At 36.8% G+C, this 25,610-nt stretch carries 25 protein-coding genes; 6 read left to right on the plus strand and 19 right to left on the minus strand.

Annotation, left to right across the window (positions count from 1 at the left end):
• Positions 1–67 precede the first annotated feature (67 nt).
• Positions 68–1,666, plus strand: coding sequence for a SulP family inorganic anion transporter (locus FLEMA_RS67680; protein ID WP_044170954.1), 1,599 nt, complete (start codon positions 68–70; stop codon positions 1,664–1,666).
• A gap of 20 nt (positions 1,667–1,686) precedes the next feature.
• Positions 1,687–2,352: a carbonic anhydrase gene (locus FLEMA_RS67685; protein WP_044170957.1), complete on the plus strand. Its 666-nt coding sequence runs from the start codon at positions 1,687–1,689 to the stop codon at positions 2,350–2,352.
• Positions 2,353–2,595: 243 nt separating this feature from the next.
• Here the strand turns inward: FLEMA_RS67685 and FLEMA_RS0106120 are convergent, their stop codons facing one another.
• From FLEMA_RS0106120 to FLEMA_RS0106135, 4 genes are all read right to left on the minus strand, one after another.
• On the minus strand, positions 2,596–3,072 hold the full coding sequence (locus FLEMA_RS0106120) for an NUDIX hydrolase (RefSeq protein WP_026994705.1): 477 nt from the start codon (positions 3,070–3,072) through the stop codon (positions 2,596–2,598).
• Between the two features lies 1 nt (position 3,073).
• Positions 3,074–4,219: an MFS transporter gene (locus tag FLEMA_RS0106125; RefSeq protein ID WP_026994706.1), complete on the minus strand. Its 1,146-nt coding sequence runs from the start codon at positions 4,217–4,219 to the stop codon at positions 3,074–3,076.
• 81 nt (positions 4,220–4,300) lie between these two features.
• Positions 4,301–4,843, minus strand: a complete 543-nt coding sequence (locus FLEMA_RS0106130; protein WP_229359358.1) for a 5' nucleotidase, NT5C type — start codon at positions 4,841–4,843, stop codon at positions 4,301–4,303.
• Positions 4,844–4,970: 127 nt separating this feature from the next.
• Entirely contained in the window at positions 4,971–5,360 is a 390-nt protein-coding gene (locus tag FLEMA_RS0106135) for a VOC family protein (protein WP_026994708.1), read from the minus strand.
• Between the two features lie 103 nt (positions 5,361–5,463).
• Between FLEMA_RS0106135 and FLEMA_RS0106140 the strand changes: the two genes are divergently transcribed.
• Positions 5,464–6,213, plus strand: a complete 750-nt coding sequence (locus FLEMA_RS0106140) for a DeoR/GlpR family DNA-binding transcription regulator (protein WP_026994709.1) — start codon at positions 5,464–5,466, stop codon at positions 6,211–6,213.
• 530 nt (positions 6,214–6,743) lie between these two features.
• Here FLEMA_RS0106140 and FLEMA_RS0106145 read toward each other — a convergent pair.
• From FLEMA_RS0106145 to rpoN, 4 genes are all read right to left on the minus strand, one after another.
• Positions 6,744–8,186, minus strand: a complete 1,443-nt coding sequence (locus tag FLEMA_RS0106145; protein WP_044170960.1) for a hybrid sensor histidine kinase/response regulator — start codon at positions 8,184–8,186, stop codon at positions 6,744–6,746.
• Between the two features lie 102 nt (positions 8,187–8,288).
• A complete protein-coding gene (locus tag FLEMA_RS0106150; protein ID WP_026994711.1) occupies positions 8,289–9,839 on the minus strand; it encodes an ATP-binding protein in 1,551 nt (516 codons plus the stop codon).
• 11 nt (positions 9,840–9,850) lie between these two features.
• On the minus strand, positions 9,851–11,281 hold the full coding sequence (locus FLEMA_RS0106155; RefSeq protein WP_026994712.1) for a sigma-54-dependent transcriptional regulator: 1,431 nt from the start codon (positions 11,279–11,281) through the stop codon (positions 9,851–9,853).
• A 336-nt stretch (positions 11,282–11,617) separates the two neighbouring features.
• The gene (rpoN, locus tag FLEMA_RS0106160) at positions 11,618–13,033 is read right to left on the minus strand and encodes an RNA polymerase factor sigma-54 (protein WP_026994713.1); all 1,416 of its coding nucleotides are present in this window, start codon (positions 13,031–13,033) and stop codon (positions 11,618–11,620) included.
• A 245-nt stretch (positions 13,034–13,278) separates the two neighbouring features.
• Between rpoN and FLEMA_RS67690 the strand changes: the two genes are divergently transcribed.
• Both FLEMA_RS67690 and FLEMA_RS0106170 read left to right on the plus strand, forming a co-directional pair.
• Positions 13,279–14,679 (plus strand): sensor histidine kinase, encoded by a 1,401-nt coding sequence (locus tag FLEMA_RS67690; RefSeq protein ID WP_044170963.1) that lies wholly within the window; start codon positions 13,279–13,281, stop codon positions 14,677–14,679.
• Positions 14,676–15,107, plus strand: coding sequence for a response regulator (locus tag FLEMA_RS0106170; RefSeq protein ID WP_026994714.1), 432 nt, complete (start codon positions 14,676–14,678; stop codon positions 15,105–15,107). The genes FLEMA_RS67690 and FLEMA_RS0106170 overlap by 4 nt, the downstream gene beginning before the upstream one ends.
• Before the next feature lie 89 nt (positions 15,108–15,196).
• Here the strand turns inward: FLEMA_RS0106170 and FLEMA_RS67695 are convergent, their stop codons facing one another.
• Complete coding sequence (locus FLEMA_RS67695; protein ID WP_044170966.1) at positions 15,197–15,409, minus strand: YtxH domain-containing protein; 213 nt, start codon at positions 15,407–15,409, stop codon at positions 15,197–15,199.
• Between the two features lie 230 nt (positions 15,410–15,639).
• On the opposite strand from FLEMA_RS67695, the gene FLEMA_RS0106180 reads away from it, so the two are divergent.
• Positions 15,640–15,999, plus strand: coding sequence for a response regulator (locus FLEMA_RS0106180; protein ID WP_026994715.1), 360 nt, complete (start codon positions 15,640–15,642; stop codon positions 15,997–15,999).
• A 769-nt stretch (positions 16,000–16,768) separates the two neighbouring features.
• On the opposite strand, the gene FLEMA_RS67700 is transcribed toward FLEMA_RS0106180, so the two are convergent.
• The 10 genes from FLEMA_RS67700 to FLEMA_RS0106230 all read right to left on the minus strand — a co-directional run bounded on the left by FLEMA_RS67700 (position 16,769) and on the right by FLEMA_RS0106230 (position 25,493).
• The gene (locus tag FLEMA_RS67700; protein ID WP_044170969.1) at positions 16,769–17,233 is read right to left on the minus strand and encodes a Spy/CpxP family protein refolding chaperone; all 465 of its coding nucleotides are present in this window, start codon (positions 17,231–17,233) and stop codon (positions 16,769–16,771) included.
• Between the two features lie 39 nt (positions 17,234–17,272).
• Positions 17,273–17,713 (minus strand): hypothetical protein, encoded by a 441-nt coding sequence (locus FLEMA_RS75940; RefSeq protein ID WP_052353986.1) that lies wholly within the window; start codon positions 17,711–17,713, stop codon positions 17,273–17,275.
• Between the two features lie 119 nt (positions 17,714–17,832).
• Positions 17,833–18,387 carry an RNA polymerase sigma factor gene (locus FLEMA_RS0106195; RefSeq protein WP_026994716.1) on the minus strand — a complete coding sequence of 185 codons (555 nt, stop codon included), beginning with the start codon at positions 18,385–18,387 and terminating at the stop codon, positions 17,833–17,835.
• A 111-nt stretch (positions 18,388–18,498) separates the two neighbouring features.
• Positions 18,499–19,458, minus strand: a complete 960-nt coding sequence (locus FLEMA_RS0106200; protein WP_026994717.1) for a transketolase family protein — start codon at positions 19,456–19,458, stop codon at positions 18,499–18,501.
• A 10-nt stretch (positions 19,459–19,468) separates the two neighbouring features.
• Positions 19,469–19,810 (minus strand): hypothetical protein, encoded by a 342-nt coding sequence (locus FLEMA_RS0106205; protein WP_026994718.1) that lies wholly within the window; start codon positions 19,808–19,810, stop codon positions 19,469–19,471.
• Positions 19,811–20,044: 234 nt separating this feature from the next.
• Entirely contained in the window at positions 20,045–21,028 is a 984-nt protein-coding gene (locus tag FLEMA_RS0106210) for an AAA family ATPase (protein ID WP_026994719.1), read from the minus strand.
• A 54-nt stretch (positions 21,029–21,082) separates the two neighbouring features.
• Positions 21,083–21,940 (minus strand): transketolase, encoded by an 858-nt coding sequence (locus tag FLEMA_RS0106215; protein ID WP_026994720.1) that lies wholly within the window; start codon positions 21,938–21,940, stop codon positions 21,083–21,085.
• A 58-nt stretch (positions 21,941–21,998) separates the two neighbouring features.
• Entirely contained in the window at positions 21,999–22,451 is a 453-nt protein-coding gene (bcp, locus tag FLEMA_RS0106220) for a thioredoxin-dependent thiol peroxidase (RefSeq protein ID WP_026994721.1), read from the minus strand.
• 206 nt (positions 22,452–22,657) lie between these two features.
• Positions 22,658–24,649 (minus strand): M23 family metallopeptidase, encoded by a 1,992-nt coding sequence (locus FLEMA_RS67710; RefSeq protein ID WP_052353987.1) that lies wholly within the window; start codon positions 24,647–24,649, stop codon positions 22,658–22,660.
• A gap of 232 nt (positions 24,650–24,881) precedes the next feature.
• Entirely contained in the window at positions 24,882–25,493 is a 612-nt protein-coding gene (locus FLEMA_RS0106230) for a fumarylacetoacetate hydrolase family protein (RefSeq protein ID WP_026994722.1), read from the minus strand.
• Between the last annotated feature and the right edge of the window lie 117 nt (positions 25,494–25,610).

Here is a 25,610-nt window from a genome sequence, read left to right on the forward strand (position 1 = left end):
TGATGATTGTTTGTTTTGAGTCTAAATATAGGCTCAGAGAAAATACATAATAAACCAACATCAAACTATGTCAAATACGTTACGTTATTACAAAACCGCTTTGCTTCAAAGCGACTGGAAGTCTGGTCTTTCTGTTTTTTTAGTTGCCCTTCCCTTATGCTTGGGTATTGCTTTAGCCTCGGGTGCTCCTTTATTTTCTGGAATTTTGGCAGGTATTGTTGCTGGCATACTCGTTTCGATACTTTCGGGTTCTGAAATATCGGTGAGTGGCCCTGCTGCTGGCTTAACTGTTATTGTGGCTACGGCTATTCATGAATTAGGCTCGTTTCAAGGCTTTTTGGTAGCAGTGGTATTGGCAGGTATTATCCAGATTGTACTGGGTGTTGTCAAGGCTGGGAAGTTTAGTTCCTACTTTCCCGAAAGTGTAATCCGAGGTATGCTTGTGGCTATTGGCCTTGTGATTATTCTGAAACAAATTCCTCACGCTTTGGGCGATGACCAAGACTACGAAGGCGAATTTGAATTTGAGCAAGTGGCCGACCACCAAAATACCATTACCGAATTGATTCGCTCGGTGATTGATTTTAATTATGGAGCAGTGGTGATTTCGGTAAGCTGTTTGTTATTACTTATTTTTTGGGAAAAAGCTGCCAAAAGGAAAGGAGGCATTTTTGCGATGATCCCAGCGTCGTTGGTAGCGGTTATTTTGGGAGTCGTCATCAACGAAATCTATGGCGTATATTTCCCTACTCATTATCTAGGCAACTCGCCTGTTCACATGGTGAGTATGCCCAAAATGAAAGGTACTGCCGATCTTCTAGCAGCACTATCTTTTCCAGATTTCTCGTTTCTGACCAACCCCAAAATATATACCGTAGCTTTTACATTAGCTATTGTAGCAAGCTTAGAAACCCTTCTCAACCTTGAAGCTGCCGATTCTATTGACCCTTATAAACGTCAGTCATCTTCTGACAAAGAGCTTGTTGCTCAGGGGGTTGGTAATATTGTGTCGGGGCTGATTGGTGGTTTGCCTGTTACATCTGTGGTTGTCCGAACTTCTGCCAACGTATATGCAGGCGGTAAAACCAGAATGTCGTCGTTGGTGCATGGGTTATTGTTGTTGGGGTCGGTATTATTGATTCCGACATTACTCAATAAAATCCCTTTGTCGGCTTTATCTGCTATTTTATTGATGGTTGGTTACAAACTGGCTCATCCTTTGGTATTTAAAAAAGTATACAAAGAGGGTTTTGATCAATACATACCTTTTGCTATTACAATTTTGGTAATTGTCTTCAAAGATTTACTTTTTGGCATTTTTGTAGGTACTTTTGTAGGACTATTATTTGTGGTATTCACCAACTTTAGGTCGGTTATTTCTGTTGTTCGCGAAGGAAACCACGTGTTGGTGAAGTTCAATAAAGATGTTTCGTTTTTGAACAAACCAAGAATAAAACAAATTTTGATGGATTTGAAAGAAGGCGATGAGGTGTTTATTGATGGAACAAGAGCCCATTTTATTGACCACGATATTTATAATTTATTATTCGATTTTAAAAATTCGGCTCATCGACGCAACATAGAAGTAGAGTTTAAAAAAGTAAAACGAAGAATCCAGGGTGATATAAACGAATATTACCCTCAGTCAGAGTCATTGAGTCATTAAATAAATCACTTGAAATTAATATGAAAGATTACAGAAAATTGTTGTTGGCCAATAAGGCTTGGGCGGCTGAACGTCTATCTCAAGATGAAACCTATTTTGATAGATTATCAAAAGACCAAAAGCCTGAGTTTTTATGGATTGGTTGTGCCGATAGTAGAGTGCCAGCAGAAGAAATTACTAATACACAGCCTGGCGATGTGTTTGTGCATAGAAATGTAGCCAATATGGTGGTTCATACCGACATGAACTTACTTTCGGTTTTGCAATATGCTGTTGAGGTATTGAAGGTAAAACACGTTATTGTGTGTGGACACTATAATTGTGGAGGGGTAAAGGCCGCTATGGGTAATCAAGACTTTGGCTTGATTAATAAATGGTTGCGAAATATTAAAGAAGTTTATGATAAGCATAATTATGAAATCAAGAATATTTCGGACGAAAAGTTGCGTTTTAACCGATTGGTTGAGCTAAATGTAGAAGAACAAGTAAAAAACTTGGCTAAAACAACCATTGTACAACGTGCTTGGAAAAACTTCCAGATGCCACATTTACACGGTTGGGTATTTGATTTGCATACTGGACTTATCAAAGAAATCTTGAATATTGAAGCTTGCTCAGAAGTAGACCCTATATTCAGATACGATTTTCATACTGATGAGTTATTTACCAATAGCTCGAAAGACTAACAAACATGAGTCATCCCTAATTTTGGGGTAATTTACAATAGAGACCTCTTGTTAGTATTTATTGGGAGTAAGAAGGTAGGCCATCGTGCTTTTTTATCTAATAGGGTGCGGTGCAACGATAAGGTATTTATTAACTATTAATCAAACAAGGCGGTCGAAATTCGTTTTTCGACCGCCTTGTTTGTTCTAAAAATTCGGAATGACTTCTGTTTTCATGTTAAATTTCAGAATCATTCATGTTTGTTATACCACTTTGATATTTTCAATTTCTTCGGTCATATCTAACAGTACCAGATGGTTGTCATAGTTGGCATTGAAGGCAAAAGGCTTTTTATCTAAAATATATTGATAAATAAAGAAATCAGTTTTGGGTGTTGGAAAGCTATTGATATTTTGAAAATTATGCCATTCCAAAATTCCTTCGTTACAATCGGGAGGCGGAATGATGTCGATAGATGCCTCATAAATAAAGCTCATCCAGTTGTATTTTACAGGCGATGTCTCTACCAATGTCCCACAGAATCGCATACTATCTAGTTGAATACCAGCCTCTTCTCGTACTTCTCGAATAGCTGCTTGATAGGGGTTTTCAAAAGGGTCAACTTTTCCCCCAACAGGTACGTAGGTATCTTTGTTAGGTTCATTAAATCGCTTTAATAACAAAAAATTTGAGCCGTTTCTCAATACACAAATTACAGCAACTCGTTTTAGTCCCTCCATTTTATTTGATTTTTGTACTTAACAATGCCCCTAATCCTCCCAATGCCACAAGGGTTGCAAGGGCTATTTTGAGCGATGTAAATTCTGCAATATAACCAATCATAACTGGGCCAATCATGAAGCCCAAAATCCCTACCGTAGAAATGGCTGCCAAGGCAACGCCTGCCGACATGGTTTTGGAATGTCCCGCTTCGCTATAAATTAAAGGTACAATAGTCGAGAGTCCTAAACCCGTAATGCCAAATCCTACGATAATTAGCCAAGGTAAAGGTAATACCAACGCTAGGCTCATACCAATGACTACCAAAATACAATTGAAAAGTAAGGTTTTGCGTAAACCCCAGAAAGCAACCGTTTTGTCGCCAATAATTCTGCCTATCACCATGGTAATAGAAAAGGCCGTAAAACCTGCTGTAGCATATCCTTTTGGATTATTGAGTACTTGTTTATAATACAATACACTCCAGTCGGCCATAGCTCCTTCGCAAAGCATACCACAAAAGCAGATAATACCAAGCAACATTAGCGATTTGTCGGGCATAGCAAAAAGTGGTTGTGCTTCGTCAGATTTGTGGTCTTGTACTATTAAAAACTGATATACCAATAAGGCTACGACAATATCTAAGATTCCAACAGTGGTAAGATGTGCAAAAGTACTAATTTGTTGTGAAGCAATAACACCTCCAAGTGCCGCCCCAATCATAAAACCAACACTAAAAACAGCATGAAAAGACGACATGATGGTTTTCTTGATGATTTTTTCGACATTAACTGCCTGTACATTCATCGAAATATTGAGCAAGTCGCCACCAAAACCAAAAGCAAAAAGAGCAATTGCCAATTGCCAAGGTGAATTGGCTAGTCCCAAAAATGGCATGGAAAACAAATAAATAATAGCCGCTAATACTGTAATACGGCGACTTCCATAGTAGTTGATTACAATACCTGCTACTGGCAAAGCCGACAAGCTACCAATGGGCATGGCAAAAAGAACACTCCCTAAGGCGGCATCGCCCAAGGCTAGTTTTTCTTTGACATCGGGAATGCGTGACGCCCAACTAGAAAAACTAACCCCCGAAAGAAAAAATAGTGCATTGGTAGCCAAACGTGCCAGACGAGCATAATTGGATTGTATTGATAATTCCATAAATTTTAGATGACATCAAGTAATAAATATCTATAAAAGTGGTTGTTGAAAAGAGATAACCGCCCTTTAATGAATAGGGGGCTATACATTTGTACCTTCGGGCAGTAGCAAACCTTCTACTTCTTTCCACGAATACACGCGGGTATATTCTTGAAGATGGCCATTGTGCGGTGCATCGAATAATAATCCTTTCCCTTCAAATTTTACTAAGTTTTTTTCATGGTCATCAATCAAATAATCGGCTTTAATCATGTATTTATGACCGCAAAATACCGTATGTGTCCAACCAATAAAAGGGAAATGTTCTTCTAACCATTCTAATTTTTCGGCAAGTGAGTTAGGAAACTCTGTTGCTGCCGACACAATAAAGATTTCGTATTGCTCTTGTAGCTTTTTGACAACATCAATAGCATCATCAAATACAGGAAGGTCACGGAAAAAGCCTTTTTCCCACAAAAAATTTCTTAGTGGGTAATACTGCTGATAAAATTCTTTTGCGATTTCGGGGTTTGAGATAGCTTCTTTGGTATAAGCCGTACCTAATCTTTTGTTTGTTTCGGCTATTATTTTGAGGGTAGTATCGGCCAGTACATCGTCCATGTCAATTGCAATGCGTTTCATCATCGAAGGGGTTAATTAGGTTGTTACGCTGTTTCTACAAAAATAAAATTCTAGTGTGAAAAGGATATTATCCTTTGATTAAGCTTCTACCGAAAAACCCACAATGACTTTCGGTTTATTATAAAAGCTTTTATGCTGTGATTTCTATTCGGTTTTTTTCATTATCCAAAACTACACTTTCATAATACCCATCGCCTGTAGTACGAGGCTCGCCAATAATATCAAAGCCATCGGCTCGAAGTTGCTCGGTTAGGGTATCTACGGCTTCTGGGCTACCTACCGAAAATGCCAAGTGATTAAGGCCAATATGTTGGGTATATACATCGTTCTGATTGGCCGGAATATGCGGTTTTTGCATGATTTCTAGTCTTGCTCCAGTATCGAAGCTCAGGAAATATGATTCAAATAAGGTAGTAGGATTACGATATTTCTCATTAGATTTTGCTCCAAAATATTGGATATAAAAGGCTTTTGTTGCCTCCAGATCGGTAGTCCATAGGGCTAAATGTTCTATTTTCATAAACCTATATTGCTAAATGTTTCATGCAATTTTCCGAATAAAAAAGCATAAATCAAAATAAAATACATAAATTTGTTGCATAAAACCGTAATAAACCGAAAGAATGTTAAGGGAAGAACGACTTCAGATTATTTTGAAAATGTTAGAAACCAATCAGCGGGTATCGTCGGTGGAGTTGTCTGAAATACTCAATGTTTCGGACGATACCATCAGACGAGACTTGAACGAATTGGCTGAAAATGGTTTGCTAAGAAAGGTACATGGCGGGGCTGTACCCAAAGCTCCACATTCGTACAAACTCAAGGAACGGATTCATATTGCACACGAAGAAAAACTGGTTTTGGCACAAAAGGCACAGGTTTTTTTTGAAGATAATCAGGTGATATTGTTAGACAACGGCTCGACCAATATGGAAGTGGCCAAACTGATGTCGCCCGATTTGAAGGCTACAGTGTTTACTAATAGCTTGTCGATAGCCCAAATTTTGTGCGAGCATCAGCATATTCAGCTTTTCTTTTTGGGTGGGCGTGTATTCAAAGATGCCCAAAATACTTATGGGGTAGAAGTGGTAGAAATGCTACAAAAAATTAGGGCTGATATTTGTATGATAGGAGTATGTGCGATTCATCATCAAATAGGCGTAACTATTCAGGATTGGGACGAAAACCAAGTGAAAAGGAAAATGGTTGAGATTTCTCAGAAAGTTGTGGCTCTGGTAACAGCCGACAAAGTGAATACTGCTGAGAATTATGTGGTTTGTCCTTTCAAAGAATTGGACGTAATGCTAACCGATAATAAAATCCCAGAAAATCAATTGCTCGATTATCAAAAACAAGGTGTTTTGATTCAATAATACCCAATAATGGGTATAGAACTGTAGAAGTATTTCTACATAGATTGTGGATTTTTGTCTACTTTTTATAGCCAGACACTAGGATTAAGGACTTGGCACGAAAATTTAACACTATTTATCAAATATAATAGTGGTTAGGTATAGTTCAGAAAGGTGAGGATAATCATTCTCACCTTTTTCTATTTTATTTAATACTAGTGCAATATCTTCTTGCTGTATTGACATCAACAAGCTGACTCCAAATGGAAGCTAAACCAACAGTATTACAGAAGTGGTAGGGTATTTAGGAATATAAAAGATAAGGTAAGTTCTAGAAAGGCTTGTTAGATACCTTTATTATCAATAACAAAAAAACTATGCCAGCTTAGAAAAGTTAAAATCAACTAGATAAGTGTTTAGTAATCAATGAAATAAATATAACAGAATTGTATGCGAAACTTGATGGGTGATGTTTACACTGCTGATATAAAATTTCAGTAAGTTGGTTATCGCAATATTGTTCTGCCAAATCTACTTTAACCCAATATCTCTCAACTACTTATCGGTAAAAAAATAGTAAATTTACTGCCTATTCCATCTTCTGATTCTACATCGATAGAACCTTTGTGCGACTGAATAATGGTATGTGTAAACGAAAGCCCAAGACCAATTCCATTGTTTTTTGAAGTAAAATAAGGCTCAAATAAACGCCCTAAGTATTCGGGACTAATTCCTGAGCCGTTGTCTTCAATACTAAGCATAAGGTTTCCTTCCTTTTCAGAGGTTTCTATGATCAAAATACCCTTGTAGGCTTCCATGGCTTCGATAGCATTGATGATGATATTAAGAATAGCAATTTTGATTTTTTCTATGTCTAGCTCCAATACAGGATTGGCATGAAAACGCCTGATAAGTAGAATATTTTTAAGGTTGATTCTGTCTAATGCCTGAGCCAGGCATTCTTCTAACATTGGTATTGCTGCTATTTTCGACAACGTTACGTCCGACTGGCGATAGGAGTTGAGCAATTCCGAAATCAAATCGTTGATACGGTTGCTATTTCGGCGAATAATATCTAAAAAAATACTCAGCTCGCTGTCGTCTATGACCGACTGCATTTGTTCGATAGATAGATTGATATTGGTTAGTGGATTTCTGACCTCGTGGGCAAGGGTACGAACCAATCTACCTGCCGTTGCCATTTTTTCGGCCGTCAAAGCTTCTTTTTCTGCTTTTCTGATAGCGGTAATATCGTGGATAATTCCTACAAAATATTCTTCTCCTTTGCTATCTATGCGTTTATGAGCATCTATCTGACACAGTTTTTTTTCTCCATTTTTGGTAAAAATATCCGTTTCATATTTATCTAAAAAACCTTGTTCATTAAGTTTTCGGGCAAATTCTTGGCGTTTTTCTGCATTTTCAAATATGGCGGGTGTTTTCATTTGTCGGAGTTCATCGCCTGAATAGCCTAACAGTTCAGATACCGCTGCATTAAAATAAATGATACGACCGTCGATGGGGCGAGTCAGTAAAATAGCTTGTCTGATTTGGGTAAAGATACTCTTGTAGTGTTCTTCACTTTCCCGAAGTTTTTTGATAGTAGAGGCTCTTTCTAAAGAATAACGAATACAACGCTCCAGTTTTTCGGCATCAAGTTCGCTTTTTATCAAATAATCTACTGCTCCTAATCGCATGGCTTCTTCGTCTACTTTTTTGTAGCCGTTGCCTGTAAGCATTACCATAGGTATCTGAATACCTTGTTGGTTAGCTACCTTCAGCAAATCTATGCCTGTTTTGGCACCTAGTCGGAAATCAAAGAAGCAAATATCAAAAGTTTCCGATAACAAGCATTCTACGGCTCTTTGAAAAGACTCTGCCCAAGAAATACGGAAATCAACTCCTTGAATTTGTTTCAGATAATCACTTGTTAAGAAGTAGTCATCTTCGTCGTCATCGACCAATAATATTTTGATAGGCGAAATTTGAATCATTAGAAAAATAAGATTTAGCAATATTATGTTGTAAACATCGCAAGCAAAATTCTTAAAAGCTATATTTTTGAAAAGGTGTTTGGCGGTTATTGGATTTAATATTTAGTTTTCAGGCAAGTAAATACTAAATATAGCTCCTTGATTGACTTTCCCTTGGGCCTGGATAATACCTTGATGATTTTCGACAATTCGTTTACAAATAGATAAGCCCAATCCTGTACCTTCAAATGCGGTATTGCCATGAATACGTTGGAATAAACCAAAAATTTGTTCTTCAAATTCTTCTTCAAACCCAATACCATTGTCTTGTAATGTGATTTTCCAGTATACTTTTTGCGAATGAAGGTTGAGTGTAACGGCTTCTTCGAGTGGTACTTTTTGGGCTTTAATTTCAATTACAGGAATTATTGATTCTTGGGTGAATTTTAAAGAGTTGGCAATGAGATTTTGAAAAAGCTGGTGTACCGACATCACAATACCCTGAATAGTAGGCAATGCCTCAACCCGAATCATAGCCTGCTTTTGGGCAATAACAATTTCTAAGTCGCTTAGTACATGGTTGATAACTTGATTGAGATTGACATGAGAAAAAGCCTCAATGGGTTGCCTTGAAACACGAGAATACGACAATAGGTTGTCGATCAATAGTTTCATACGGTTGGTAGCTTCTACAATACGGTTGATATAAAATTTCCCATCGTCGTTCAGGTCGTTGGCACATCTTGCTAGTAGGCGTTCGCCAAAAGCCGTAATTTTCCGCAAAGGTTCTTGCAAATCGTGCGAAGCCGTATAAGCAAATATTTCAAGGTCTTGATTTGATTGAAAAAGGGCTTCGACCTTTTGTTGTAGCTCATTTTCGTATTTTTTTAGTTGCGTAATGTCGGCCGATGTACCTAGTACTTTCAACAAATTACCTTCACTATCGACATAGCATTTGCCTTTAACGGCAATATGCTTGAGTACCCCCTTGCCATCAATAATAGAATGCTCAAATTCGTAAAAGCTCTTTTTTTTGGCAACAGCCTCAAGCGATAACTCAATAACTTGAGGCCGCTCGTGAAGAGGAATATGTTTTTGGTAAAACCCATATTCCATATTGTTGTTTTCAAAATCATTTTTGTCATAGCCAAAAACCTCAAAAAGCCCATCGGACCATGTAACGAACTGAGCGTCTTTTAGTAATTCCCAACTACCATATTTAAAGATTTTTTCGGCTTCAATAAGTTGATTTTTTTGCTGAATAGCCAAGTCGTTGGTTTTTTGAAGTAAGGTAATATCTTCGGCAATATTGAGTATTTCGCAAACAGTATCGGGTTTTTCGCTTTTTAGTATCATACTTCTGTGTCTGAGCAAAACACACGTTCCATTTTTGTGCTTGAGCGACACATTAAACTCTAGCATTTGTGTCATTTCAGGAAAATGGAGAAGTTCCTCTATCTTTTCTAGCGAAAAAGACATGTCTGCCCTTTCGATAGCGAAGTCTAATGAAAAATCATTTTGAATCAAATCGTCTTTGTCGTATCCGAGAATATCGGTAAAACGACGATTGATGAAAATGATTTTTTTAGAAGGAAATTCTTGGATATATACAAGGTCGGGGATAAGTTGTATAAATCGCTCTAGCGGAATATGATTGCGTTGATACAAAGGCATTGTCCAATTGATTACATATTATAATTACTCATTTTATTATAAAGTGTTTTTCGGTCTATTCCTAATAAACGGGCAGCCTTACTTTTGTTGTAATTCACTTGCTTGAGTACCTGAACAATCGTTTCGTATTCGGCATCTGAGGCTACCGACTTTAGGCTGAGCGAATGCTCGGAAAGGGGAGTATTTCGGAGTATTTGTTCTGGTGGTGCTGTGTCTACAACGGACGTATTGTCAAAAATCAATAGTTTGCGATGATTCATTATTTCAAAAGGCAACGAATGGGCTTCTATGGTATCTTTTTCAGAAAGTAGGGTAGCTCGTTTTATTACATTTCTCATTTCACGAAGATTGCCCGGCCACGAATAAGAATTAAAAACTTCTTCTACTTCTGGTGCAAATCCTTTTACCTGTTTGTCTAGTTCTTCGTTGGTTTTGGCCAAAAAGAAAAAGGCATATTCCATAATATCGGCTTTGCGGTTGCGTAAGGGAGGTACATCTATACTAAATTCGTTGAATCGGTGATATAGGTCTTCTCTAAATTTTCCTTTTTTGCAAGAATCCAAAAGCCTTTCGTTCGATGCCACAATAATTCTTACATCGACAAGGATTTCTTTTGTTCCGCCAATTCTACGAAGTTTTCGCTCTTGAACAACCCTCAACAATGCCACCTGAACATCGTAGGGCAAGTTGGCCACTTCGTCCAAAAAAAGTGTACCACCGTTTGCCATTTCAAAATGCCCAATTTTTTGATTGATAGCTCCTGTAAAAGCCCCTTTTTCGTGGCCAAACATTTCGCTTCCTGCCAATTCCTTCGAAATAGCACCGCAGTCCATAGCGATAAAAGGCCCTTTGGCTCGTTTGCTACGCAAATGAATTTCTTGGGCAATAGATTCTTTCCCCGAGCCGCTCTCTCCATAAATAATAACACTGTAGTTGGTAGGAGCAACGAGGTCGAGCTGACGAAAAAGCGTAGCCGATTCTATCCCATTGCCAAAGATATGCTCTTCTTTGCCAAGAGTTTTTAGGAAGGTATTTTGTTTTACCGAAACGTTATTGGGTATTTGGTTGGTAGCTAGAGGTATTTCTTTTTTAAGAGCATTTTGAATAGTTATTAAAATTTCATCAGGAAAAAGCGGTTTAGTAATATAATCAATAGCCCCCAGTTTCATTACATTAACGGCTGTTCGGATATCTGAGTACCCCGTAATAATAATCACTGGTAAATAAGGGTATTTTTCCTTGATGCTATGCAAAATAGACTCGCCTGTCATGTCTCCCAAACGGAAGTCGGTCATAACCAAGTCAGGATTAAATTCTTCTAAAAGTGCAAGCCCTCCGTTTCCATTTTTAGCAATTGCTACTTCGTATCCATTTTTTGAGAGAAAACGCCTCAATAATAGACAAATATCTGTATCATCATCTATGACAAGAATTTTCTGCATTATACCTTAATTTTGATAGTGATTGATGGTTGGTCATTGGATATTTCTTTTATAGTGATTATATATGTTGAAAAATCAAACAAGCCACAAGTTTTGGAAAGAGGCAGCTTTGTTTATCGAAAATTAATACTAATAATGTTTTAGAACTCTATGTTATAGAATTTATAGTGAAGTTATGCAGAGAAAATGATATAAGATATACTTTGTGGCTATAAATTCATGGAATAAATAAGTGTATTTTGGGTATATTATTATTGGAAAGCTATTTGAGATACATAAAAAGAGCTGTCTTGTTTGACAAACCAAATGCCTTGATGCAAAATCAATATATACAAATTATAGTTTTCTACGTAGCGGTGCAGCCTGAATGGCAAGGTGGTCTCGGTATTTTGCTACGGTACGGCGTGCTATAAAAAAGCCTTTTTCAGTAAGTTTTGCTACCAATTGTGAGTCGCTCAAAGGATAGTTTTTATCTTCTTTGTCGATAAGGTGAGCGATAAATTCTTGGATTTGCTTGTTGGATACTTCATGCCCGCCATTGGTTTTGATTCCTTCAGAAAAGAGGCTTTTGAGGTGAATAATACCAAAAGGCGTTTGGATATACTTGCCACTGGTAACCCTCGATACCGTCGAAATATCCATATTGATACACTGGGCAATATCTTTCAATATCATCGGTTTTAACTGAGCAATATCGCCAGACATAAAATAATCCTTCTGAAATTCTACCAGAGCTTGAATCATTTTGAGCATGGTACTTTCGCGCTGTTGGATAGCCTCAATCAGCCAATTGGCCGAGGCTACTTTAGCTTGAATAAATTGCTGAGTAGATTTGTCGGTTTGTCGGGCAAAACTATCCAAATAGCTCTTATTGATTTTGAGCGGAGGTATTTTGGTGGTGTTAAGGTGGATTTCGATAGCTTCGTTTTCATAACTTAATATATAATCAGGAATAATAGTGGCTTTGGTGTCCCATATATTGGTGTCTTGGCAATGAAGCGGTTGGGTTTTTAGTGACAAAATTTGAGGAATAATATATTTGAGTTGCGACTCGCCAATATGGCAATATTTCATAATACGTTCGTAATTATGATTGGCGAGGTCGTCTAAATGCTGGCTTACAATTTTGATTGCTAGCCGCAAGGAGTCGTCGATAAGTACTTTTTGCTGTAATTGAAAAAGTAGATAAGCTTGTAAGTTATAGCAAGCCAGTCCTTTGGGCTCTAATTGCTGCACAATAGCGAGGCATTCTTCTACCTCTTGGGTTGTAACAAATAAGTTGTTGGCAAATGAAATATCGTCGGTGAGCTCTTCAATATTGTAAGCACAAAACCCATTGGTATCGAGCGAGCCAATAATATATTCACTAATTACAACTTGGCGTTTACTAATACTAAGGTGCGATAACTGTTCAATAAGCCCATCGTACCAGCTAGACTCTTGCCTAACGGGTAGGTTTGAGACAGCACAATGAGTAGGAAGATGGTCTATTTCGGTTTTATAATCAGTAATATCGTCATGCCTAAACTCATCCCAATCCATATATTCTTTGATTGGTTCAGAGGTATTGGGGAGCGTGTCTGTAGAGGTTTCGGTAAAAGAGTCGGCAATATCGAGCAAAGGATTCTCTTCAAGCTCTTGCTGAACTTTGGCTTCGAGTTCGATAGTTGATAATTGTAAAAAATTAAGCCACTGGATTTGACTTGGCAAAATCCTGAGCGTTTGTTTAGATTGTAGTGTTAGGTTTATCATAGATTTAGGTAGTGTTGTGTATAGCCAAAATAGTATTATCAAATAAAGCACCGTTTCTTCTTTTAGAAGAAAAAAAGTAGTATTTACACCTTGTGGTTTGTATAACTAATTGAAAATTAATGAATTCGCTAATAAGGAATAAAGCTATTACTTTTGTGTAGCCAATGGGTTTTAATAATGTATTTATCGGAGCATAGAAAAAAATCTACAAAGTGTAGAGAATATGCTACAATTGTTCGAGATTCATGTATAAGTCACTTCGTAGTGTTGTCATATCATTTACTGTAAGTATTCTTTTATTAGGGTTACTTTCATTTTCGGCCTATCAAGAAGTAAAAGCTTCTTTAGAATATGCACAGTCTGTCGAGCAGATTCATGAGGTATTACATACTAGTGATCGCCTGTGGGCTACCGTCAAAGATTTGGAAGCTAGCCAGCGAGGCTATTTACTAACGAAGAGTAAAACCTATTTAGCTCATTTTTTATCGGGAAAAGAGCAACTCAACAGAAGCTTTGCGTCGCTTCCCAACATGGTTATAGATAACCCAATTCAGTTTAAACGATTGGATACACTAAAAAGGAGTATTCGCCGCAAAATGAATTTGATGTATATTAATATTCATAAAATAGAAAAAGGAGAGGTCGTTGATTCTCTGATATTTGAGAAAGGCTATCAGCAATCTAACTATATTTATTCGGTATTGGGGCGTTTTCAGGCTTATCAGCGGCAAGTTTTGTCGGTAAAGGCTATTAAAAAAAGCCAAACAGATAGCCAAATGAGTAATAAAATGACGATGTTGGCTTCTTTTTCAGCAATTTTATTGATACTAAGCTTTGGTTTGGTTTTTACAGAACTCAAAAAAAGAATTTCTTTTCAAACCGAACTAGAAAATACGATTGAAGAATTAAAGCGTTCTAACTCGGAACTAGAGCAGTTTGCCTATGTGGCCTCGCATGATATGCAAGAGCCTTTACGCAAGATAAGGGCATTTAGCGATATGCTATTGTTGCGTCAAAGAGACACATTGAACGAAGATGGAAAACAGACTTTACAAAAAATAGCTAAATCGTCGGAAAGGTTACAAAATTTAATCAACGATTTATTGGCGTTTTCTCGGCTTGTCAATACCAATACCCAACAGCAAGAACAAGTGTCATTAAACGATGTTTTGGCCGATGTATTAAAGGATTTATCGATTGTTACCTTAGAAAAAAGTGCTATTATAGAATTTGATAGATTACCTACGATAACAGGCGTGAAATTTCAATTACATCAGTTATTTTTGAACTTAATTGCTAATGCCCTAAAATTTAATAAATCTGGTATGCCCCCAAGTATATCGATTCGGTACAATATACTTTTGGGAAGTCAAATTCGTAATATTCCAAATATAAAGTCCTTTGCACAATATCACGAAATCGCTATAGCCGATAATGGAATAGGTTTTGAACAGGAATATGCCGATAAAATATTTATGATTTTTCAAAGATTGCACACACGTACACAATTTGATGGTACAGGGATTGGCTTGGCCGTTTGTAAACGGGTAATAACCAATCATCATGGTTATATCAAAGCCGAAGGTGTACCTAATCACGGAGCAACATTTACGATATATTTGCCAACTAACCGCAACGAAGAATGAAAAAAATACCCATCCTGATTGCCGATGACGATGAAGATGACAGATTTTTAATTAAAGCTGCTTTTGAGGAGTGTGGAATAGAAATGCCCTTGGTATTTGTGCAAGACGGACTCGAATTGATGCAATATCTCAAAAATCAAGGTGAATATGCCAATACAATAATGTATCCATTACCATCTCTTATTTTGATGGATTTGAATATGCCCAAAAAAGACGGTCGTGAAAGTATTCATGAAATAAGAAGTACAGCTTTTTTACGAAAAATACCCATTATTGTACTGAGTACCTCTAATGCCCCAAATGATATTAAAATTTGCTACGAATTAGGGGCTAATAGTTTTATTACAAAACCGTCGTCATTTGAGGGGCTTGTAGATACGATTAAAGGCTTGAAAAAATTCTGGTTTGAAATTGCTATTTTACCTTGACAAAGGAATAGTATTTTTTTACTTTCATACCAAACAAACAAAGCCCCGATATACTTGTATATTGAGGCTTTGTGGTTATAAAAAGATAATTATGCTTTTCTTAGTAAATCTTCTTTTACGTCTTGGTATTTATCTTTTCCAGATTTAATAGCCGATAGTAGGTCGTCGGTAAGGCTACCTGTTCCGTCTTTAATTTTCTTTCTTAAATCTTTTCCTTTTTCTGGGGCTAATAAAAGGCCAATTACAGCACCTGCGGTAGCGGCAGCCAATAGGCTTATTGCTATTTTTGTGTTTTTAGTCATAACAATTAATAATTATAGATTTGAACAAATAATTTATACCTTAAAAACGATGTAAACAATCTTTTGTTACGTATAAATGACATAAATCACTCTAAATTGAGTATTCGGTAATTCTGAGTAGCTTTGGCGGTGCTGGCATGATTTTTTATTTCTTTAAATCAGCCAAACAATTAGTAACAAAACAAACTAAGTGTAGCACATAAAAGCCAGAATTTCTTAATCCAAATCCAATGAATACGACTTGTTTAAATAAACCCTTTGCCTTAATCATAGATGATGAGCTAGACACATGCCTATTGATTAAGTTATACCTCAATAAAAAGGGAATAGAAACCTATCAGGCTCATTCATTACGAGATGGCTTAGCACAGGCAGCATTGCTGTCGCCTCGGTGGGTTTTTTTAGACAATAATTTGCCTGATGGGCTTGGCTTAGACAATATTTCGGCTTTTCGGGCTCTTTTACCCGAAACTCAAATTGTTATGATAACAGCTTTAGGAAAAACAAGAGACATCGCATTGGAGCTAGGAGCAAACAAGTTTATCGAAAAACCGCTTTCGTATGCCGCTATAGATGTTGTTATCAATTAGGAGTATTACGCATTCAGAATTTTGAAATGATTAGCATAGAAAGCCTAAACAAAATTGATATTAATTCCTTTAATAAGGAATTGATATGCAAAGCAATAGTAACTAATAGTTGTTTTTAGCAAAATTAACCGCTTTACCTATGAAACTAAAAGATAAGCGTTCTACAAAAAGAAAATAGTGTGTTGTTTTTTCTACAAATTATGGAATTTGCTCTACAGAAATTAATATTTGACCGATAAATAACCTTTTTTTATTTGATAGGCCAAAGATATTCCCTTACCCACTAAATTTTGTTGTTCATCTAAAATAAGTACTAGTTTATCTTAGAATTAAAGATAAATATTTAACTTTGTTAAGTTAGTTAGTATTTTAGTCATAAAACGAATCTTTCAAACCGCCTCCGAATGATTCGTTGAAGTACTTCTTCTGATTTAGTTCTAAAGCTCATGAAGTAACAGTGTGCCACCCAAGAGCATAGGGTGAATCACTATCTTATTAATCAATCATATTGCGTTTGTCACAACAAAATTCATTAACCTATTAGTACGCATCTCGTTTTCTTCCCGTGCGTATATAGATACAATCTAGGGATGACAGTAGGGGAGTCTATGAAATTTTTATAGAAATTCACTATTGCTTTGAACTAGGTTGATACAGCCTCAGTAATAGATGCTACTAATAGTATTGATGGATAACGGCTTCATTCTATATGGAGCCGTTTTTTATAGAAAAAGCCCAAAATCTAGGATTTTAGGCTTTTTCTATGCTTTTATTCTTTGGTATGAGGAGGTTCTTTTCTTTCACCTCTTAGTCTGTTGACCAACATTTGATTGAAAAGCTGTTCGGTTTTATAAAGTTCAGAAACCTGACGAACATTGAGTACTTTCAAAAATTTGGCTTGATATTCTTTTTCTAAATCTACTTCTTTTTGTTTAAGATTCAGTATCTCTTTCAAATTGGTTGCAATTCTATCGTCGCTGGTAGTTAAGTTACGGCTTTCGGCAGTTATTTGTCTTACACTTTTACGAAGTTCGCTTCTTTTGGCATCGTAGTCGTTAAATACTGGCCAGAAACCTTTGGCTTGTTCTTCGGTAAGATTCAGGCGGTTGGTGATTAAGCCTAGCCTAGCAGCTTTTAGTTTTTCTCGGCCTTTGTGCTGAGGCTCTTCCTGAGCCATCGTAGTAAAATGGGCTACAAAAGCCAAACAGGTAAATAAAACGATGAGTCTTTTCATGATACTTTTCGATAAGTTTTTAAATAATCTATTTGCTGTTTAAATATCGTCTTTGAGGTATTCTATATCTACACTTTGAAGAATGTCCTGATTAGATATTTTGAGGTTTTCAATCATTTCTAATTCACCAGTATCGTTCAACACCGTACTAACCTCGTCGTTGTCAACTACGTCGGTTTGGTGGATATTTTGATGAAGCAGATAAAGCTCAATTTCCTCATTTTTCACACCAGCTAAAGACTCTTCGCCCAAGGAATCTTGTCGAGGCATCAGGGTAAAATAGGCTAAAATTACAATAGCCGAACAGGCTGCTGCAAAAGCCCAAGTACGCTGAACCGACCACGTTACCAAAGGTGTATGAACAGCCCTGGCAGAAGTTTTTGCCTGAATACGCATCGGCAACTCTTCAAAATATCCATCGGGTACTTGAAAAATGTGCTCTTTGGGGAGCTTATTTATGTCAAATTTATTCGAGTCCATAACGGTAGTAAATAATACAGTAATAAATATAATATCGAGGCCTCAATATCGTTTTTTACTTTTATTTGTCACTTTGACAGGCCAGCAAGTAGATGGTTTAATGAGTGTAAGAAAATGTTTTAAAATTGGATGATTTCGTTGTCGTGAAAATATTGTTCAATTTTTTTGACAGCCAAATGGTAAGATGCTTTTAGTGCACCCACAGAAGTGCCCGTAATATCGGCAATTTCTTCATACTTCATTTCATCAAAGTATTTCATATTAAAAACCAAACGCTGTTTGTCGGGAAGGGTTAATAAAGCTTTTTGGAGTTTGAGCTGGATATCGTCGCCCGACACTAAATTAGAATCCTCAATTTTATTGGAAAGCTCTTCGGTAATATCGTTGATGGGCAAAAAGAATCGTCTTTTTTTCTTGGCCAGAAAATTCAAGCATTCGTTGGTAGCAATGCGATAGAGCCAAGTATAAAGCTGGGAGTCACCCTTGAAGTTTTCGAGGCCTCGCCATACTTTGATAAAGGTTTCTTGAGTGAGGTCGTTGGCATCGTCGTGGTCGATAACCATTTTTCGGATATGCCAATATACTTTTTGCTGGTATTGACGTACTAGCAAATTGAATGCATAATTTCGAGAGTCGGGATTATTAAATTTTTCTATTAACTCTTTATCATTCATAGTCTCCTCTTTAATTTCATTCTGAAAGAATCTACTTGGTTTGTATATCGGCACTGGTGCTAATTACTAAGATAGTTTCTTTCAGAATGATAAAAAAGAGAAATATCTTAATTAAGCATTTTTACGTTCAATAGCTTTTAGGGCTTTTTCAACGATATTAGCTGCATTTAAGCCGTATTTTTCCATTAATTGAGCTGGTGTTCCTGATTCACCGAATGAATCCTGTACGCCTACGTATTCTAATGGAACATAGTGGTGTTGTACCAACACCTGAGCAATAGAGTCGCCCAAGCCGCCATTTACTTGGTGTTCTTCAGCCGAAACCGCACAACCAGTTTTTTTCACAGACGTTAAGACAGCCTCAATATCCAAAGGTTTAATGGTGTGGATATTGATAATTTCAGCATTTACACCTTTTTCGGCAAGGATTTCGCCAGCCAAGATTGCTTCCCAAACCAAGTGGCCTGTAGCAAAGATACTTACATCTGTACCTTCGTTTACCATCCAAGCTTTACCGATTTCAAATTTTTGATCGGCTGGCGTAAATACTGGTACAACTGGACGACCAAAACGAAGATAAACTGGCCCCTCGTAGTCGGCAACGGCAATAGTAGCTGCTTTAGTTTGATTGTAGTCGCAAGGGTTGATGACAGTCATACCCGGAAGCATTTTCATCAGGCCAATATCTTCCAAAATTTGGTGAGTAGCACCATCTTCGCCCAATGTTAAACCAGCATGTGAACAAGCAATTTTAACATTTTTGTTGGAATATGCTACCGATTGACGAATTTGGTCATATACACGACCAGTACCAAAGTTAGCAAAGGTAGTAGCAAAAGGGATTTTTCCACCAATAGTAAGCCCTGCTGCAATACCAATCATGTTGGCTTCGGCAATACCTGTTTGGAAGAAACGTTCAGGATTTTCTTTAATAAAGGCATCTAATTTTAGAGAGCCAATCAAGTCAGCACAAAGAGCCACCACATTTGGGTGAGTCTGGCCTAAAGCCTGCATACCTGCTCCGAATCCAGAGCGAGTATCTTTTTTTTCTGTGAATGTATATTTTTTCATTTGCTTATTTTTACTCGATTGCTTTTATCGAGGCACATTGCTTTAATTTTGTTAAAAAATAATTTGCACTAGGGCAATTGGTATGATTAGCTGCATTTTGAATGGAAAAACCTGCGTTTAGCATTTTTTGAGCGAGCTTTTTCTTTTCATTCCTGCCTACAAGTCCTCTATTAAACTTCTCCAAATATTTACTTCGGATGGTTTCAAATGGAACATCTTCATTTTCAGGGTATTCAAATGAGAAATCTCCTTGAAAAATCATATTCATTGTAGCACAATCTGATAAAAACCAAGACTCAATCTGCTTAACAGCAACGATAATAATTTGATTTTCAGATTCAGTAATCCTCAATCGAGTTTTTGTAATACATTGGTCTTGGTCAAGGTCTGTTAAAATAAAAATAACTGAGGCACTTTTTTGAAAAGATTCTCCCTATGACTTTTAATATTGTGGGGTAATAAGTTTCCATTTCCTTGGACATTGATTACGCCAACAGAATGAAGTCCGAGTTGATTTAGAAGAGCCTTAAAAATACTGGATTCTAAAATAAAAACTCAGTATAACCTTCACAAATAAAACCAATATTTACCATGGTAGCCCACCCCCTAAGGTATTAGTCAGCCATGCTTCATCCATACTTAAACCATTAAAATCTTCTCCTTTGAACTGCTTTATTTTTGTTTCACCCTTGATTTTATTTACCGTAATTATTTCATCAGGACTAAGTTGAGACACCAATGATTGCGAATGAGTGTTGAGCCATATATAATGACCTTTTTCTTCACAAGCATTTCTGAAAAAATTAACCATCTCTTTGATCACATCAGGAGTAAGTCCATTTTCAGGTTCTTCGATGCACAAAAACTGAGGTTCATCAGATTGAAAAACGGCTGTAAGAAGAGCGAGAATATTATATGTGCCATCAGAGATTAAATTTTTAGGAAATGGCTTTTTGATACCTTTTTCATAAATCAATAAAGTATCGGTATTACTTAAATAACTTGAGAAAACTTCAACTCTTTCAAAACCAGGTACAAATAAATCAAGCCATTCAGATATTTCTTCCTTTTTAGATTCATCAAGTAAAATTCTTTTTAAAACTTTTTCGAGATTGTTTCCAGAAAATGAAAGTTTGTAACTATCTGAAAAATTAATTTTTTGTTTCTCTAAGTTCTTTAAAAACAGGCGACGAAATGAGTAACGAAAGTTTCCTTCTGTTATTCCTTCTTCTTCACTTGAGTCTCTAATTAGGTCATTCAGTTTTTCCGAAGGAATTATTTCGGTATTTGGATAGAATGATGTTGATTTGCTAAAATCAAAAAACTCATGAATAATTTCAATCTGACATTCTTTATCGGATATGTCTCTTTTATTGATTTCCTCTTTTCCCCCAAACAAATGAACCTTATCCTCTATTGGTAAAGGGATAATAAAAAACTCCAACGCTTCAAAAATATTACTTTTCCCTGAACCATTTGGGCCAACAAATACCGTAAAAGGATTAGGTTCAATGATTTCTAAATCTGCAATAGATTTAAAATTTTTGATATGTAATTTTTTGATTTTCAAAGTGATAAAAGTTTAATATTCACTCATTGAGTAAATCACCCATTCACTCAATGATTAATAATCACCTAATGTTTCTGGAAGTTGAGCCAAAGCAGCTTCTAATTGTTCGTTGTTTGGAGCAACCCCGTGCCATTTGTGCGAACCCATCATGAAGTCGACACCAGCCCCCATTTCGGTAGTCATCAAAATCATAATTGGTTGTCCGTTTCCAGAAAGTTCACGAGCTTCTGTTAATACTTTTACAACATCGGCCATATCGTTACCTTGCATTTTGATAACTTTCCAACCGAAAGCTTCGTATTTGGCACCCAAATCACGGTTGTTCATTACCTTGTCTGTAGGGCCGTCGATTTGCTGACCATTGTAGTCGATAACAGCTACTAAGTTGTCAACTTTGTGGTGAGGAGCATACATAGCTGCTTCCCAAACTTGCCCTTCGTTTTGTTCGCCATCGCCCATCAAAACAAATACCAAGCTATTGTCACCATTCAATTTTTTGGCTTGAGCAGCACCAATCGCTACCGACATTCCTTGGCCCAATGAACCCGAAGCAATACGAATACCTTCTAGGTGTTCGTGTGTAGTTGGGTGTCCTTGCAAGCGTGAGTTTAATTTACGGAATGTTGCTAGTTCAGCCACAGGGAAATATCCTGAGCGAGCAAGTACTGAATAAAATACAGGTGAAATATGACCATTCGATAAGAAGAATAGGTCTTCACCGATACCATTCATATCAAAGATTTTTTTACCTGATTCGTCAGATTTAAGTGTCATTTGGTCAAAATAAAGACCTACTAATAAGTCTGTACAACCCAATGAACCACCTGGGTGACCAGACTGGCACGCGTGAACTTGTCTCACAATGTCGCGTCTTACTTGTGAAGCAACTTTCTGTAATTCTGAAATTTCCATTATTGATTAGTTAATTAGTTATAATGCGTATAAAAATTAGGATTTATAACACACAAATTTATGCAGTTATTATCTGTTGTGTATGGTTTTTGGTATCTACTTTTGCAATAATATCCTGAATAATACCATGCTCATCTATAATAAAGGTGGTACGGGCAACACCCATATAAGTACGGCCATACATCGACTTTTCTACCCAAACACCATAGGCTTCTACCACTTGGTGGTCTTCGTCAGAAATAAGCGTGAAGTTTAAACCATATTTATCAATAAACTTTTTGTGTGACTTTTCGCTATCGACACTTACCCCGATAACTTCATAGCCTTTGGCCTGAAGGGCTGGTAAGTTATCGTTCAGGTTACAGGCTTGAGCTGTACAGCCAGGGGTACTATCTTTTGGATAGAAATATAGTACTACTTTTTTTCCTCTATAGCTCGAAAGCTTTATATATTGACCATTTTGGTCTTTTTGTTCAAAATCGGGTGCTAGGTTTCCTATTGCTAATGTCATGACCTGAGGAGTTTTTCTGTTATTGATAATACCACGGAACTTTTTATTAGAATTAATTTTATTCAAAACTATTCTGTAATGAGTGTCCCTGTTATTTGTATTAGTTTATCATATTGCTCCAATGATTATTGTTGTAATAAGCAGTAACATAATACAAATTTATAAAACAATTTTTATATAGAACAGTATAGCACAGTTATTTATTTTTAATGTTTTTTCTTCTTAGTTTTTAAGGGGCTTTTTGGTACTGGCAAAGCTTTTTTTATCACCTTGTGCTGTACTGGTGCAATATGCGATGTACTGTCTATTTGAGTAGAATAAATCTGGGTATTTCCTTGATTATCGGTTAGTTCTAATACCATTTTGCCGATAAAACTTTGGGTAGAGTCGCTTTTTACCGACCATACCAATGCTTTTTTATAGTCATAGTCGCATAGAATATAATTGCCGTCGATAGTTGTTCTGAAGCTTCGTATTCCTGAAAGGTTATCGGATACCTTAAAGGCGAAATAATCTTTATTTTTAGTTACCAAAGCTGCTTTTGGCGGAATACTATCGGTTAGTAATTGATAATGCCCTAAGTTGTCGGTTTTGAAACTGATTCTGTTTCCACTCCATTTTCCTCCTAAAAATCTGCGGTCTTTATTGTTGGTATATACCGATGTTTTGTCAGGAAAAGCAACACTGGTATCAGGTTTAAAGGTAATCTGAATCGGTTTTTTTAAGGGAATACTATTTTGACCTAGTTGAAAGGTAGTGGCTTTTACATTGGTTTCCAAATAAAGCGTATCGTACAAAGCCTCGCTATTGAAATGAGCGGTAATTTGCTTATCGCTAAATTGTATTTCTTTTTTGGGAAAAATCGCCTGCTTAATCGCCAAAGGGTAGTTCGTTGAGTCGATACTCAGCACTTGAGGAATCCCTTTGCGTAAATCCCAAAGATAGATAGCTTGGTTATTTTTGGTATAAGCAATCGGTAACGAAACCGTATTTTGGGGTAGTTGTACCTCACAAATAGAATTAATAGTTTTGAGGTTTTTGGCTGTAATCACCAACGTATTTTCGTCGATAGCAGTACCGATTTGTACAGGTAGTTTATTGGGTGTAACCACCACCGAACTTTCAAAGGGTTGTCCTTTAATCGTAAAATGTAAGGTGCTAAGATTTTCGTTGGTGTCCCAAATTTTGATGGTTATTACATGGCTTTTGCCATCGTTGATATGGATTTTACCTTTAGATGGACTAGGTTTATACACAGGCAAAAGGGTATTACCATCGTCTTGAAAAAGCTTTTGAATTCGTTGTCCTTCTTTTTTCTGAAGTGGATAGTCAATATGAATATTAATATCGTTGGAATGTTCGTCTGGAAATTGCTCTAGGTGATAATAATACAGTTCGTTGTTATCAACCAACAACTCTACACAACTCAGGCCATTAGAATTATGGGTATCATTCATTTTATCGACAGCCAACAGTTCAATACCAATTATACCATTGGCCAAGACCTCGCCATTGGCTATAGTAAAGCTTCCATCGGCACGTTTGGTAGGGCTGTACTTTCTTGTTCCAAATTCACCCATCACGCGTGAATCGATAGATAGGCTTTTGATGATGATTTCTTGAAAAACAGGAGGTACATTATCGATGATTTCTTTAAAGCCAAAATTGAGGGGATTCAGAATATTATTTTTCAAATCTCTGATTTCGAAGTGCAAGTGTGGACCCGCCGAGCCACCAGTGTTGCCAGAAAGACCAATGATTTGTCCACGAGTAACTTTAAATTCGTTGGGAGCGGGTTTGAGGGCTATTTCAAAAGTTTGTTTTTTGAGCCGTTCTTGTCGAACATACTGAGCCAGAGGCTCGGCAAAAGATTTGAGGTGTCCATACACCGTAACATAGCCATTGGGATGTGTAATAAAAACCACATTGCCATAGCCTCCAGCTTGTACACGTACATCCGAGATATACCCATCGGCGGCGGCGTACACAGGTAAGCCTTCACGGCCTTGCGTTTTGATATCAATACCAGCATGGAAATGGTTGCTACGCAAATCGCCCATTCCACCAGCTAAGTAATTTCTTTGATTAGGGTTTATCGGAAATAGAAAATAGCCTTTGGGATAAGGTAGTACGGTTTTTTGAGCGAAACTAGCGTTCAAAATTCCAATCAAAAAGAGTATAAGTTGTAATCTTTTCAAGGTATTGTTTACTTAATCGTCTGGCCAAGAGCAAACAGGCCATAGGTTTGAAAAATAGATTGCTGACTAAAGAGGCTCAAATTTTTAGGTAATTGCTTCAAATCAAGGTATTTTGTGCCAAGTGTAAGAAAATAAGAAATATATTCCTTGCCCAACAGCTTAATCGTGCAGCAACACGAATCATAGAAGCAAAGGCACCAATACGAGATTTGTACCTTTGCTATGTGATGATTTACTTAATCTCAAATTCGAGTAACTTTTCATCTTCCAAATAAGCCGAAAGCGTATCTCCAATTTTGACAGACCCCACACCCGCAGGAGTTCCTGTAAAAATAAGGTCGCCTGTTTTGAGGGTAAAATATTTTGATATTTCGGCAATGATTTCGTCAAAGTTCCATAGCATCATCGACGTATTTCCTTTTTGACGAAGCTCACCATTGATTTCAAGGTGAAAGTTTAAGTTATTCAAATCATTGAATTCGCCTTTAGGAATAAAGCCCGAAATAGGGGCAGAGCCGTTAAAAGCCTTTGCTTTTTCCCAAGGTAAACCTTTTTCTTTTAGCTTACTTTGTAAATCACGTGCTGTAAAGTCGATACCGATACCTATTTCTTCATAATATTTATGAGCAAATTTAGGCTCGATATTCTTCCCCATCTTATTGATTTTCAAAACGATTTCTACCTCATGATGAATATCTTGCGAAAATTCGGGGTAATAAAAAGGCTCATTGTCACGAAGAATAGCAGTATCAGGTTTGATAAAAAGTACGGGCTCTGAAGGACGCTCGTTGTTCAATTCGGCAATATGTTCAGCGTAATTGCGACCAATACACAAGATTTTCATAATAATTCGTTAATGTTTTAAATCAATAGAGGATTGTTTTAGCGAGAATTTTGATAAAATCAACCTTCAGATTAAATTCGCTAGTGAATTTTACTACAAAACTACGGCTTATTCATA

The organism is Flectobacillus major DSM 103 (assembly GCF_000427405.1).
Taxonomy (GTDB): Bacteria; Bacteroidota; Bacteroidia; order Cytophagales; family Spirosomataceae; genus Flectobacillus; species Flectobacillus major.

Excerpts from the sequence above, each read along its gene's own strand:
- FLEMA_RS67680 (WP_044170954.1), top strand. The coding sequence starts at position 68 with ATGTCAAATACGTTACGTTATTACAAAACCGCTTTGCTTCAAAGCGAC.
- FLEMA_RS67685 (WP_044170957.1), top strand. The coding sequence starts at position 1,687 with ATGAAAGATTACAGAAAATTGTTGTTGGCCAATAAGGCTTGGGCGGCT.
- FLEMA_RS0106120 (WP_026994705.1), bottom strand. The coding sequence starts at position 3,072 with ATGGAGGGACTAAAACGAGTTGCTGTAATTTGTGTATTGAGAAACGGC.
- FLEMA_RS0106125 (WP_026994706.1), bottom strand. The coding sequence starts at position 4,219 with ATGGAATTATCAATACAATCCAATTATGCTCGTCTGGCACGTTTGGCT.
- FLEMA_RS0106130 (WP_229359358.1), bottom strand. The coding sequence starts at position 4,843 with ATGATGAAACGCATTGCAATTGACATGGACGATGTACTGGCCGATACT.
- FLEMA_RS0106135 (WP_026994708.1), bottom strand. The coding sequence starts at position 5,360 with ATGAAAATAGAACATTTAGCCCTATGGACTACCGATCTGGAGGCAACA.
- FLEMA_RS0106140 (WP_026994709.1), top strand. The coding sequence starts at position 5,464 with ATGTTAAGGGAAGAACGACTTCAGATTATTTTGAAAATGTTAGAAACC.
- FLEMA_RS0106145 (WP_044170960.1), bottom strand. The coding sequence starts at position 8,186 with ATGATTCAAATTTCGCCTATCAAAATATTATTGGTCGATGACGACGAA.
- FLEMA_RS0106150 (WP_026994711.1), bottom strand. The coding sequence starts at position 9,839 with ATGCCTTTGTATCAACGCAATCATATTCCGCTAGAGCGATTTATACAA.
- FLEMA_RS0106155 (WP_026994712.1), bottom strand. The coding sequence starts at position 11,281 with ATGCAGAAAATTCTTGTCATAGATGATGATACAGATATTTGTCTATTA.
- rpoN (WP_026994713.1), bottom strand. The coding sequence starts at position 13,033 with ATGATAAACCTAACACTACAATCTAAACAAACGCTCAGGATTTTGCCA.
- FLEMA_RS67690 (WP_044170963.1), top strand. The coding sequence starts at position 13,279 with ATGTATAAGTCACTTCGTAGTGTTGTCATATCATTTACTGTAAGTATT.
- FLEMA_RS0106170 (WP_026994714.1), top strand. The coding sequence starts at position 14,676 with ATGAAAAAAATACCCATCCTGATTGCCGATGACGATGAAGATGACAGA.
- FLEMA_RS67695 (WP_044170966.1), bottom strand. The coding sequence starts at position 15,409 with ATGACTAAAAACACAAAAATAGCAATAAGCCTATTGGCTGCCGCTACC.
- FLEMA_RS0106180 (WP_026994715.1), top strand. The coding sequence starts at position 15,640 with ATGAATACGACTTGTTTAAATAAACCCTTTGCCTTAATCATAGATGAT.
- FLEMA_RS67700 (WP_044170969.1), bottom strand. The coding sequence starts at position 17,233 with ATGAAAAGACTCATCGTTTTATTTACCTGTTTGGCTTTTGTAGCCCAT.
- FLEMA_RS75940 (WP_052353986.1), bottom strand. The coding sequence starts at position 17,713 with ATGGACTCGAATAAATTTGACATAAATAAGCTCCCCAAAGAGCACATT.
- FLEMA_RS0106195 (WP_026994716.1), bottom strand. The coding sequence starts at position 18,387 with ATGAATGATAAAGAGTTAATAGAAAAATTTAATAATCCCGACTCTCGA.
- FLEMA_RS0106200 (WP_026994717.1), bottom strand. The coding sequence starts at position 19,458 with ATGAAAAAATATACATTCACAGAAAAAAAAGATACTCGCTCTGGATTC.
- FLEMA_RS0106215 (WP_026994720.1), bottom strand. The coding sequence starts at position 21,940 with ATGGAAATTTCAGAATTACAGAAAGTTGCTTCACAAGTAAGACGCGAC.
- bcp (WP_026994721.1), bottom strand. The coding sequence starts at position 22,451 with ATGACATTAGCAATAGGAAACCTAGCACCCGATTTTGAACAAAAAGAC.
- FLEMA_RS0106230 (WP_026994722.1), bottom strand. The coding sequence starts at position 25,493 with ATGAAAATCTTGTGTATTGGTCGCAATTACGCTGAACATATTGCCGAA.